Annotated in this window: 8 protein-coding genes and 1 pseudogene; 3 read left to right on the top strand and 6 right to left on the bottom strand. The window is 38.3% G+C overall.

Annotated features, from left to right (window positions below):
- Window positions 1–248 precede the first annotated feature (248 nt).
- Genes ACYVB1_RS11585 through ACYVB1_RS11595 form a run of 3 tightly spaced genes read left to right on the top strand, consistent with a single transcriptional unit; the run spans window position 249 to window position 4,524 of the window.
- Window positions 249–2,384 (top strand): AAA family ATPase, encoded by a 2,136-nt coding sequence (locus tag ACYVB1_RS11585; RefSeq protein WP_460923740.1) that lies wholly within the window; start codon window positions 249–251, stop codon window positions 2,382–2,384.
- On the top strand, window positions 2,374–3,633 hold the full coding sequence (locus ACYVB1_RS11590) for an McrC family protein (protein ID WP_460923741.1): 1,260 nt from the start codon (window positions 2,374–2,376) through the stop codon (window positions 3,631–3,633). The genes ACYVB1_RS11585 and ACYVB1_RS11590 overlap by 11 nt, the downstream gene beginning before the upstream one ends.
- 54 nt (window positions 3,634–3,687) lie before the next feature.
- On the top strand, window positions 3,688–4,524 hold the full coding sequence (locus ACYVB1_RS11595) for an agmatine deiminase family protein (RefSeq protein WP_460923742.1): 837 nt from the start codon (window positions 3,688–3,690) through the stop codon (window positions 4,522–4,524).
- A gap of 31 nt (window positions 4,525–4,555) precedes the next feature.
- On the opposite strand, the pseudogene ACYVB1_RS11600 reads toward ACYVB1_RS11595, so the two are convergent.
- From ACYVB1_RS11600 to ACYVB1_RS11625, 6 genes and pseudogenes are all read right to left on the bottom strand, one after another.
- A pseudogene (locus tag ACYVB1_RS11600) lies at window positions 4,556–4,697 on the bottom strand (IS256 family transposase); the annotation flags it as partial.
- A 97-nt stretch (window positions 4,698–4,794) separates the two neighbouring features.
- On the bottom strand, window positions 4,795–6,351 hold the full coding sequence (locus ACYVB1_RS11605) for an LA2681 family HEPN domain-containing protein (protein ID WP_460923743.1): 1,557 nt from the start codon (window positions 6,349–6,351) through the stop codon (window positions 4,795–4,797).
- 44 nt (window positions 6,352–6,395) lie between these two features.
- On the bottom strand, window positions 6,396–9,269 hold the full coding sequence (locus ACYVB1_RS11610) for a type I restriction endonuclease subunit R (RefSeq protein ID WP_460923744.1): 2,874 nt from the start codon (window positions 9,267–9,269) through the stop codon (window positions 6,396–6,398).
- Entirely contained in the window at window positions 9,266–10,375 is a 1,110-nt protein-coding gene (locus tag ACYVB1_RS11615) for a type I restriction endonuclease subunit R, EcoR124 family (protein ID WP_460923745.1), read from the bottom strand. Before ACYVB1_RS11615 ends, ACYVB1_RS11610 begins: the two co-directional genes overlap by 4 nt.
- Window position 10,376: 1 nt before the next feature.
- Window positions 10,377–11,666 carry a restriction endonuclease subunit S gene (locus ACYVB1_RS11620; RefSeq protein ID WP_460923746.1) on the bottom strand — a complete coding sequence of 430 codons (1,290 nt, stop codon included), beginning with the start codon at window positions 11,664–11,666 and terminating at the stop codon, window positions 10,377–10,379.
- Between the two features lies 1 nt (window position 11,667).
- The gene (locus tag ACYVB1_RS11625; protein ID WP_460923747.1) at window positions 11,668–13,236 is read right to left on the bottom strand and encodes a type I restriction-modification system subunit M; all 1,569 of its coding nucleotides are present in this window, start codon (window positions 13,234–13,236) and stop codon (window positions 11,668–11,670) included.
- Between the last annotated feature and the right edge of the window lie 73 nt (window positions 13,237–13,309).

Raw genomic sequence — 13,309 nt, forward strand, 5'->3', positions numbered from 1 at the left:
TATTTAAAATCCCTTCTTTCGCATTAAATCAAGTATTCTTGCCTAAAAGCTTATACATTTTATATGCAGATATGTATATTTAGCTATATTTATAATAGGCACTCTTGATAAGTTACTGAACGAGACTAAAACGATTGTAAAGTAAATATAAGTGACCCTTTTTAGATGCATTCCCAACTTCTTATAGTCGTCCGATTTAAATAAATCTACCTAATTCAATATTATATAACAATTTAACAATCATCACTATGAATAATGAACTGCTAGAAGACAAACAGCCAGCTCCTGTGTTCCCTTATGAAGCCACATTAAATCAGTTTATACATGATTATAAACGTAAAATTAGACTAACCAATAACAGTGATGAGGTTTATAAATGGAGGTTAATCAAAGACTTCCAGAGCAAGTGGGATGAAGATGCCGTTGATTTCCCTAAAATGCTGGAATCAATAAACTTCTCAAACCTTGTTTTTCATCATAGCCGGGGTGTCATAATACATATCGCACGCATTTATCCTGAAGAGACAAGGGCAAACTTTAAGATGCTCTTTGACGAATCGTTGCCACTACAGCAAAGGATTGACGATTTCCGATCAAATAACCGCCTACTTTATGATCAGATAGGTAACAAAAACTTAAATACTCATCAAGATGAAAGAACAATTGCCACTTATCTTACCTTTCGCCATCCTGCCACATATACATTCTACAAGTCATCATTCTTCAGCAAGCTGGCTAAAAATCTGAAATTCAAGAAAGAGTCGCCTGGTAAAATATATGTTCAATATATAGAGCTGGTTAAGCAGTTCATAAGGAACTGCATCGAAAAGGACTCAGAGCTTCTACAACTTAAAAATGGCTTCCTTGAGTCTAACTGTTATGCTGACCCAAATAATCTCATTCTCGCACAAGATATCTTATATCAAGTTTTAGACCAACCACTACCAGAAAGTAGAAGAAGGTACTGGCGAGTAGGCTCAACATCAGGATCAAATGGCCCTAGACGTTTTCCTGAAATGCTTAACCACAATCATGTTTCGATAGGCTGGCCTAATATTGGAGACCTAAATGAGCTAACTGATGTCTCTAAAAGTGAAATCCAAAAAGCTCTACAGGCAAATGGGTCCTATGAGAACGATAATTTAAATGCTAGTAAGAAAGCTGGTGAGATATTAAACTTTCATAGTGGTATAAGCACAGGTGACATAGTTGTAGCCGCAGAAGGAAGAAGAATCCTTGCCATTGGTGAAGTTAAGGGTGATTATGAATATGATGGTAGCTTCGAATTTGCTCATTATAGAAAAGTTAACTGGATACTTCCTCAGGTACACGGGATTTTTATGGATGAGGGCTTACTAACCACTGTTAGAGAGATAAATGAGAATGACAACAAAGAGTTATTTGACAAATTGATAGAAGAAGCTAAACAACAGAAGTTCAAAGAAGTCAATGATATTTTAGTTTCCAAAAACATCATTCTTTATGGCCCTCCTGGAACAGGTAAAACCTATAAGTTAAAGGACCAGCTTTTTAGTCATTTTACTGACATGGTTACCGGAGAACAACGGTTTGTCTTTACAACTTTTCATCAGTCTCTTAGCTATGAGGATTTCATTGAAGGCATCAAACCAATTACGGACGATAAGACTAAGAACGTTCAGTATCAGGTAAAACCAGGTTTATTTAAGGAATTTGCCGATAAAGCCTCTAAAGACCCTAATCATGACTATGCCATTTTTATAGATGAGATAAACCGTGGGAATGTCTCAGCCATATTTGGTGAGCTAATTACGCTGTTAGAAGATGATAAACGTAAAGGAGCAACAAATCAGCTTGCCTGTACCCTCCCGTACTCTGGGGTAGAGTTCAGTGTACCAAAAAATCTATATGTAATTGGCACCATGAACACTGCAGACCGTAGTGTTGAAGCATTAGATACTGCACTTAGAAGAAGATTCTCTTTTGTAGAAATGCTTCCAAAACCAGAGGCTATACAAAACCATCCAAACCTGGATGTTAATTTACAAAAGCTATTATCTACTATTAACTCTCGATTGGAGCGCATGTTAGATCGGGATCATCAAATTGGACACAGTTACCTGATAAGTATTTCAAGCTCATCAGAGCCTTTGCAGGAGCTCAAAAAAATCTTTGCTAATAAGATACTGCCGCTGTTGCAGGAGTATTTCTATGGCAATTACAATAAAATAGGAGCTGTGTTAGGTAAGGGTTTTGTCCAAAGAGATGAAAACTCAAATGATAATAATTTTGGTTTTGCTGCTGAATTTATGCCTGATGAGTTTGAGGTTAAGGAAGTATACAAGATAGCAAACCCTCTAAAATTCGATTCTTCAGTACCTTTCAAAGCTATCTATGGAGAATAGAAGTAGAACACCCATTCAGGTTTTTGAGCACAGTTATCTTCATCTTGGTGAGCAGGGTTTTGGCCCTGCTCACTTTGATGCTTTGGTACGGCTTAATGAACAGCATGGCAATCTGTACTTCACAGTAGGGTTGAAAAGAATTAAGTTCAACAGCTTTGTAGGAGTTTTACAAGTAAAGGGTTTAACAATTGAAGTTCTACCCAAAGCTGATCGAAATGGAAGCGGAGATGACGCCAAAAAGAAATGGCGTGATGCTTTGCTCAACATGCTAAAAGTATGCAAAGGTATCAACCTGCACTCTGTCTCAAACGCAAGTTTGTCCCTTCGCAATACCTCGTTATTGGACCTATACATTAACTTCTTCTTGAAAGAAGTTGAGATGCTGGTGCATAAGGGATTAGTGAAGAAATACAGAAGAGAACAGGGTAATACGGCTGCTCTTAAAGGTAAACTTCTGTTTTCACAGCATGTACGCCACAATTTTATTCACAAAGAAAGGTTCTATACAGAGCACCAGGTATATGATATTAATACCCTCTTCAATCAAATATTAAAGCGAGCCCTATATATCCTTAACGTAACCAACTCTAACAGCTCTTTCGACAACCAAATAAAAAACCTTTTAATTAGCTTTGAAGCTGTAGATGATGTCGTTATCCGAGAGAAACACTTTGATTCACTTCCCGAGCTTAACCGTAAAACCTCTCATTACGAACATGCTTTACAGTTTGCTCGATTGATAATTTTACAGTACAACCCTGATATGGGTGCAGGAAAAGAGAACACGATAGCCCTCCTGTTCAACATGAATGAGCTCTTTGAAGACTATGTTTATAGAATATTAAAGAAGGCTTTACATGCTGAAAAGTATCAAGATTATAGTATAAAGGGACAAAGCAAACGGTTGTTCTGGGGAAATCAAACTATAAGGCCTGACATCGTTTTAACGAGGAAATCAGGTGAAAAGGTAGTGGTAGATACTAAGTGGAAGTTGATACATGACTACAGACCTTCTGATGCTGACCTTAAGCAGATGTATGCTTATAACATCCACTTTGGTGCAAAAAAGAGTGTTTTGTTGTACCCTAAAGCCATGGCTGACAAACCCCTACAATCTGCCTTTCACAAATCCGACCTACTAAACCAAGACCACAGTTGTGGTTTATACTTTGCTGACATCTTCGGAAGCGATGGTAGGGCCAAACCAAATGCTGCAAAAGAGATTCTTGACTACATCATCGAGGCTTAAATTGTGCTCTAAGGCAAGACGAATAACAGATAAGGTACAAATACTAATTCCCCAATGATACCAGATCAGGAAACAAACCACTTATATCTTGCCGATACTTTACCAGTAAAGCACCCTGATTTTTTTAAGCAGTTTGAGCAAGTACTTAAAGATCTTGAAATAAGCTGTTCACAGCTTTCGGGTACTAAAGACATCTGGGCGCGGGATTATATGCCGATACAGTTTGCTGCAAATCAATTTGTGCAGTTTGTATACAATCCTGATTATCTGCAAAGCAAGAAGTGGCAGAAAACCATTTCAGATGTAGATAGCATTTGTACGGCTCTTGACCTTAAGCCTAAGAAGTCTTCTATTGTTCTTGATGGTGGAAATGTGGTACGCGCTGCAAGCAAGGTTATCATGTGCGATAAGGTGTTTAAAGAGAACAAACACATGTCAGAAAAGCATCTTATCGATGAGCTCTACCAATTGCTTCAAGTAGATCAGATAATTTTTATACCAACGCATCCTAAAGATTTTACAGGACATGCTGATGGCATGATACACTTTCTTAATGATTCTACTGTACTGATAAATGATCTATCGAAAGAGAAGCCGGAATTCCAGTTGAGGTTTAGGCTGGCACTACATAATGCTGGGTTAGAGTGGATTGAAATACCTTACAACCCCTACAGCAACGTAAAATATGATCAGGCTAATGGGGTATACATTAACTTCCTCCAAATGGCAAATACACTTATTCTACCTACATTCGGAATTATCGAAGATGATGCTGTTGTTAAGCAATTTGAAGAGCTTTTTAGGGGGCACAGAATAGCAACTATAGATAGCAACTTAATTGCCGATGAAGGCGGTGTCTTGAACTGTATTACCTGGAATATAAAGAGGTAAACTTGTTAACTGACAGTGTTCAGGGAAATGTGTAAGTTGGGTGGTGGTCCAGTTCCGTCTCCAGCATTTTCTCTGTGCACCCGCACATAGAGTTCCTTTATGAAAGAGGAAAAGTCCCTTGAGTTCTTGAATTGCTTGAGGAACTCGCCATTAAGGATATTGTCTTTGTTCATAATGGCTGTGTGAATGGTTGCTTAAGGTAACAAAAAAGGTCCGAACTTGCGCCCGAACCCATTTATACAGTTCTTTAGATACTGCCTCTAAAAAATACTAGTGATAGATTTCCCTACCAACAATTTCGTGCCTTACGCAGAAAGTATAACTAAATATCGCAGCTCGTGTGAGCTGTAAAAGATGCTTAGTCTTTTCAGAAAACAGATCTACACCTACAGACTCCAAAAAGGTGGTATTTGAAAAAAGGTCATAGCTATCAAAACTCTCATTCCTAACAACCAACGCATTATGCTCTAGTAGATTTCTCCAACTTTTATATAAACTTAATTCTCCTGATTGACTATTTAAATCCGAAGCAATGCTATACAGCGCTGTTAAATGAATATTAGATAAGGAGTTTAACTTTTCCCATCGTTTCTTAGATGTCTCATTATTACCATTCCAGAATCTTTCAAAGTAAATACTCTCATTTTTCCCAACTTCTAACTCAAAGGCAAAGCAGATTCCCTTTGCTATTTTATCTAAAATACCAAAGCACAATCTAAAGCTGGTTCTGAGTTTCTCAATCTTCAAACCATTATTTTCTCCTATAAATAGATCTTCATAAAAAACATCATCCTCAATATCTATATCATGAACATATTGGTAATACAGTTTTCTCGCTAGAGAAAACTCCGATTTAAGACGATTTAAAAGAACCTCTAATTTCATCAACCTCACCTCAGCAGTATGCATTCCTGGAAAGCCTATACTCAAATTGTCCTGTTTAGCCTTTGCACATCTACAGTATAACCCGTGCTCTGATAAGCTTAAAAAGTTATCAAGAGTGAATCTTCTGTAATGGCTATGTGCTAAATATTCTTCCTTTGAAAGCGTCAGCTCTTCTGGCAATTTCGATAATTCGACCTCAAAGTGGTTTAACATCATTTTACTTTTCTCTAATCCAAGAAGAGCTCGAGCTTTAATATCCTCCTTACCTTCGGCTGAAACTACCTTCTGATACAAAGAATACAATTCGGCATAAAAAGCAGCTGTAAGAGGCCCGTCTGTAGTATGAATCATATATTCCATACAATTTGCTTTGGAGAACAAAGCAAATGGAAAATCTGGAGAAGCCTCTAAAACCATGTCATATAGTTGAAGGGCTTCAACAACTCTACCTGCACAATCAAGATCATTCGCCAGATTATTCAAAATCTGTATAGAAAGGTCATCTAGATTTCTTAGATCAATAGTGTTGAAAGCTCGTAAAAACGAAGACTTTGAAGAATGAAGGTAATCCTTGACAAGTTGGGGAGTTGGTAAAGCATCAGAGTCCATCATTGCTATTTTAAAAAGGGCATGCTTTCCATTTCCTATATTATAATCTAAGCTCGCAGCTGAGAAGTATTCACTCAGTAGTTCCTTGTTTTTTATGAAGAAGTTTAATCCTTTATTGACACATTCCGAATCATATCCTTCAGTTCCCACAGTTACATAACATCCTGCTATTTCAGCCAGGACTTGTATATTTAACCCTTCCGCACTTTTAGCTTCTTCAAATAAAATATCCAGCTCCTGTTCAGCTACCTTATACTTACCTGTATCTACGAAACTAAAAATATGCATCCGAATTAGCTCCTCTTCCGTCATATCATCAAAAGATGGTTCCATTTATTTGTAACCTTAGGCTTGAAAATTGTAGCAATATAAAATGATCATCTTCCAGTTATTCCGTTGATAAAGGTCTCTACAAAAGCCAAAATTTTGTCAGTTACTCTTTCCGCTATAGTTCCTCTTTCTTTTAATGTCGGTCTTGTATTCAACATACCTATTACTTCATCTCTAAGTGGCTTTTTTTCTGTGAACAGATACTTGCCTATAGTCTCATTTAGTTTTTCGCTATCCAGATTTTCCTCATCACTCATTTTTTGTAACGCCTGTTTTCGCTCTTCATTCCAATAGGCTTCAAAAGCTTCAGGAATATCGTCTGATTCTGAAACAGTGGGTAGATTTTCTTGAATGAACTTCTCGATTAATTCTCGCTTGCTACGCAATTGAGCATCTCCGGCAATGATTTCAATAATGGCTTTTTTCTGCTTTTCGTGCTCTTCAGGTGTGGCATCTTTCAGTTTAGCCAGTAGTTTCAAGATGTATGCAACATTTATTTCGTCCCGGTGTATCAATTCCAGTTCAAAATCTACATCGCCTAATATCGATACTTTTTCTTTCTGAGTATGTGATTTAGCTTTGTCGTATAAGTCTAAGTATTTGCTTTTGTAATCTTCAAACGTTTGTTCGTTCATGCTCAAGTCATCAAACTTAAACTCCGTGAATGTCGCCAGCACGTTCTTGAGGCGCATTAGCTCCCTAAACGCTTTAATGAACTCCAGTTCTTCTTCTTCACTAGGTAAATCGTTCACACTATTTACCGTTGGAGCGATTTGCAGCAGGGCAATAAAAGACTGATTAAACTTCGCTACATACTCCTCATACGGCTGCATGATGATCTCATCTTTGGCATTGATGTTCGAGAACAAAGTGATGGCTTGGTCTGTGGCTGCTTTCAGGTTGCGGAAGCTTACAATATTGCCTTGAGACTTTACTTCATTGAGAATTCGATTTGTCCGGGAATATGCCTGAATCAAACCGTGGTATTTTAGGTTTTTATCTACGTACAGTGTATTCAGGTGCTTACTGTCAAACCCAGTCAGGAACATGTTTACTACAAGTAACAAATCAATTTGCCTATTCTTAATTCGCTTGGCTATGTCATTGTAATAGTTGTAATAGGACTGGGTGTCTTTGCTGGTGTAGTTGGTGCCGAATTGATTGTTATAGTGGCTAATGAAATCTTCCAGTTCATCCTTGGTGTGCTGAGAATTATATGCTATTTGAGGTTCAGCTGCCATTCCGAAGCTTTGATCGGAATCGCTTAAAAACTCATCATCTTCCAAAAAGCCAAGCGCATCTTTATCTTCCTCATTGGATTGATAAGAAAATATGGTTGCCAACCGGAGATTGTGCTGCCCCTCCTCTTTCTTCTTTAGAAACAACTTGTAATATTCAATCAAAGCTGGCACGCTGGAGACGCAGAAAATACCCGTAAACTCCCGACTGTGCGTTTTGCGGTTATGATTGGTAATAATGTAGTCCGTGATGTTATTTAAGCGCTGTGGGGCATCCATTACCTCTGCTTCATCTATGGCCTCCACCTCAATGTCTAGAATATGATCTTTCTTTTTGAAAGTGCGGATGTATTCCACAGAAAACTTCAGTACGTTTTCATCACGTATGGCATCTGTAATTACATATTTATGCAAACAGTCGCCAAATAGCATTTTGGTAGTGCGCTTACCGTACTCATTTGTCCCAGCATTTTCTTCGAAAATGGGAGTTCCTGTAAAACCAAACAACTGACAATTCTTAAAAAAAGCTTTTATGGTTTCATGAGTTTTGCCAAACTGACTTCTATGGCACTCGTCAAAGATGAAAACAATCCGCTTGTCTTTCAATTCTTCCATTCTGCTTAGATACCTTTTTTTACTGATGGCGGTATTCAGCTTCTGAATGGTAGTAACAATAAGCTTGTTGTCGCCTGCCAGTTGGTTTACCAGCGTATTGGTGTTGCTGGTGCCGTCTATGCTGCCTTTGCTAAAGCTGTTAAATTCTTTGGTAGTCTGATAATCCAAGTCTTTGCGGTCTACTACAAAAACTACTTTGTATACTTGCGGTAGATTGGTGAGAATCTGTGCGGTTTTGAAGGAAGTTAGCGTTTTACCTGAGCCGGTAGTATGCCAGATATAGCCGTATTTAGTTGTAGCTTTTACTCGTTCAATGATGGCTTCGGTGGCATAAAATTGGTAGGGGCGGAGCACCATTAATATTTTCTGAGTCTCATTAAGCACCACATATTTAGTGATCATTTTAGAGATATGGCAGGGCTCTAAAAACAAGTCTGAAAAAGCGGCTAACTGCGTAATTAAACGATTTTTTTCGTTAGCCCAATAGAAGGTTTGTTTGAATGACCGCGCTTTAATGGGACTGTTAGCGTAGTACTTTGTGTTGACCCCATTGCTAATAACAAATATCTGAACAAACTGGAACAAACCGTGACCTGCCCAATAGGAGTGCCTTTCATAGCGGTTGGTTTGGTTGAAGGCTTCTTTAAGCTCCAGCCCTCTACGTTTCAATTCAATCTGTACCAAAGGCAACCCATTAATGAGAATGGTAACATCATACCGGTTTTTGTAGCTTCCTTCCATAGAAACCTGCTGCGTAACCTGAAACTCGTTCTGGCACCAATGAATCTGGTTAATGAGTTCAATGGTTTTTGTTTCGCCCTTCTCGTTGGTATAGGGTACTCTGTCCCTTAAAATCTTTGCCCGCTCAAATATATTCCCCTTGTTAATGTAATTGAGGATTTGCTTAAAATCATTGTCGCTAAGGGATACCTTGTTGTGCTTTTCTAATTGCACTTTCAGATTGGCCAGCAGGTCCTTTTCATCATGAATAACGGTCCTCTTGTAGCCCAACTTCTCCAGTTGCAGGACTAGATTATTCTCTAATATTTGTTCCGGCTGACTCGTCATACTTCTTGTTCGGGCTCTTTTAAGCCATTGGCAAATACCACTATTCTTTGTGTTAACTCTTTAATGGCATTGCTTCTGTCTTTCAATGCAGGCTTTATGTTCATCGTTTCAGCTACATCATCTCGCAACGGCACTTTTTCGGTAAACAGAAACTCGTTAATCAGCGCTTCTAATTTTTCATCATCCAGATTTTCAACTGCTGAAAATGTTCGAAGCTGTTCAGCTTTCTCTGCTGTCCAAAACTCATTTTCATTGAAGTTGCTCACTAATGTTTCTATAACAGGTTCGGTTCGCTGAACTGGCTCCACTGCAATTATAGCAGTCTCTTCCGGTGTAGGTTCGGCCTCAACTATAGTTTCTACACTAGGTATTTCTTGTTCCGTTTCAAACAGATCAACATATTCAGTAAAGTAAAACTCTTCATACTTTTCATAAGCATTTTCAAACAGCAGCTTACTGAAATCAATTTTTATGGAAAGCACATGATGCTTCTCATCCAGCCAGCTATTAAAATCCGCTAAGTCCTCATAAATAAGCTTATCCTGCTCCTTTAACTTGGCTAAATACTGAGTGGCAATTTCTTCAATCATAAAAGAGCCAATGCCATCAGTAATGGAACTAATGGATTTCGCTAATTTGATACTGCTCTCCTGCTCTTTTGGATAACTCCTTCCATGAGAAATATCTCCTCTTTCATTTCGAATAGCTGATACTTTGCCAATGGTTTCAACAGCTTGCTCTTTTACCTTTCGTTTTGCATTGTCCTTTATTTTTTGGGCCACTGAAACATCAATGAGCATATTGGAAAGCGATTCGTGAATCTGGGATTCGACATAATTGGAATACACTTCATCAAAGGCCATGTGCGTAAGTACTTTCAAATCATTCTTGCACTTAGTTCGGGTGGATTTACTAGAAATGTAGCTGTCACTAAGTAGAGATAATGCTTTTAAGCAAAGCCCTTCAATCAATGATTTGCAAGATTCAATAGCAATGTCGGGATTGATGTTGACATTTTTCTCGACTTTATCCACTAATGTCAAGTAACCTTCAATTCCGGGGATTAATCGTGAATGGCTCGATATAGCTTCCTTTATTAATTCCATATCAAACAAACATCTTTTGTAAAAGCCCCTTTTTAAAATACTGCGAATGCTCCAACTGCTGCTCTATCTTTTCAATTGCTTCATCGAGGGATGAAAGGAAGAAGGCTATTTTGTGTTGTTCTGCCTTTGTTGGTAGTTTTGTTGTAATCTCTCCAAGCCTTGTTGTAGATACACCTAGCACTTTTGTGCCTTGTGCTATCCGCATTATTTCTAATCTCAAAGCACGGCTTTTCATTAAATGTCCCGCAAACCCAATCTCTATTTCATTTGATTTTCGTCTTGCTAAAAGTGTGTGAAGACCAGCGAGGACCTTCTCTTGATTTAGATTAACTATCTCAATCGTCTTTCCTATATCATCATAATCTTCTGATGCATCTGCAATTACTAAGTCCCCCTCTTGAAGGTAATTATCATCAGGAATCCGGCTTATATCTACATCAGGATTAATATATGGTACTAACTCTTTATTGATTTGAAAGTGAGATTTAAATTTGGTATGAATATCACCATAATGGATATTCTTAACCGTTCCACTTTTATAATTTAATTTTTCCCTTGAAAGGGAATTTGTTGTTTTGAAGGAATAAACTTCCCCCAACTTCTTCTTCTCCCAATCTGGAAAGGCATTCCCATTTTCATCTTTAAAGCGTAACGCTGGAACTTGTTCGCCTGCTTGTGGAAAAATCTTTTGCATCACACCTTTTTTGTAGGCTTCTAGTAAAGCCCTTTCTTGTTCTAGAAGCTGGATGCGCTTGTCCACTTCAATAAGGAAGGATGCGATTTTTCGTTGTTCTTCGGGTTGGGGTAGTTTGACTAATAAAGTTTTGAGTTGACTTGCATATAAGTGTACAACAGAAATACCCTGTGCAAGACTTGCAATATCTTTTTTTCGAGCATTATTTAAGTAATAAGACAAAAAAATTCCATTTACTTGGGTTTTGATGATGTTTAAATCACCACCCAATGCAATTCCTTCTCTAAGAACACAAGAAGCAGTTGCAATGTCTATTTGAGTTTCTCCAGATGCAGGAATAATGACATCATTAGCCTCACTCAAAATGAGTTCAGCCGGTTCAATGCTTGTTCTTGATTTTACTTCATCAATTACTTCGGAATATTTAGTATAAAGCTCTCCATATCTAATGCATTCTATCTCTCCATTTTCGTCAATATCAGCTTTTGAAATTCCTTTCCCTTTGCTGAAGGTAGCAACATCCTTAAGAGTCTGAGTACTCCATTCACCTTCAAACTCAGGAAATCGTAATACTGGTACTAAATTTTGTGTTGGCATATTAAAATGGAGTGGAGATGTTTAATTCAGCACAAAACGCTGCAATAGTTGTATTAGTGGTTTGTAATTCGCCTTCTAATACTTGCAGTTTGGCAGAAATGGTATCTAAGTCAATAGATTCTTCTTCTTCAAAAGTGTCCACATAACGGGGAATGTTCAGGTTGTAATCATTTTCTGCAATCTCCGCAAGTGTGGCCACATAGCTGTATTTAGCTATGGTTTCTCGGTTTCGGTAGGCATTGATAATGCGTTCTACATCTTCATCGCGCAATGCATTTTGGTTACCTTCCTTAATATAATTGTCCTCACCGCTGGCATCAATAAACACGATGTTATCATCTGCTTCGCGGCATTTTTTGAGTACCATAATGCAGGTAGGTATAGAAGTACCGTAAAAGATATTAGCGGGTAAGCCAATCACGGCATCCAGTGCATTCATCTCTTTGATGATGTATTTGCGAATCTCACCTTCGGCGGCTCCTCTAAATAAAACCCCATGTGGGAAAACACTGGCCATTATGCCATTATCGGCCAGGTGATAAAGCATGTGCTGCAAGAAAGCATAATCGGCTTTGGTTTTGGGAGCCAACCTGCCGTATTGGCTAAAGCGTTCGTCTGTGCTGTACAGCGGATTGGCATCACCTTTCCAGTGCGCAGAAAATGGCGGATTGGCTACTACTGCCTCAAATCGCTTGTCCAAATGCTGTGGGTTATCTAATGTGTCCTCCTGTACGATGTTGAACTCTCTGAAATGCACGTCATGGAGAATCATGTTCATACGGGCCAGGTTATAGGTAGTACGCCCTAATTCCTGCCCGTAAAACTCACTTACATCTGCTTCCTTAGAAACCCTTAACAACAATGAACCCGAGCCGCAAGTAGGATCATACACCGACTTGATTTTTGACTTGCCGGTAGTTACTATTTTGGCCAGGATTTTTGAAACTTGTTGTGGCGTATAAAACTCACCCGCCGTTTTTCCAGCACCCGCAGCAAACTTGGCAATCAGGTATTCATAAGCATCCCCCAAAACATCGGATTCAATTTCACTTAACTTGAAGTCAATTTTATCCAGATTCACCAGAATCTTCACAATTATTTCGTTTCTGGCACCTACTGTTCTACCAATTTTGGTCGAATTCAAATCCAAATCTTCAAACAGGGCATTGAAATCTTCTTCTGATTCTGTGCCCATGGTACTTTGCTCAATATGATTAAGCACCGCTTTCAAATCTTCGAGAATGTAATTGCTTTCGCTTTCCGTATCTGAATTTCCTTTTGCTGCGAGCACTGAGAATAATTCGGAAGGTTTTAAGAAGTACCCCAACTTGAGCAATGACTCTTCTTTGATTGCATCCAATGTGTCTGGGTCGGTTACCTTTTTATAGTCCGTAACTGCCTCTCCAACCAATAGTTCATTGGCATAGAGATATTGTTTTTCGGATAAATATTTATAAAAGATAAAGCCAAGGATATAATCCCGATAGTCGTCTGCACTTATTTTTCCTCTTAAAAGGTTGGCAATTCCCCACAACTGATTTTCCAACTTCTTCTTTTGTTCTTCTGACATCTTGAATGTTATATTCTTTTATAGTAAATCTTCTTATTAAATCTTATATAACAAATATAGCACTTATAAATGA

The organism is Pontibacter brevis, from assembly GCF_054779655.1.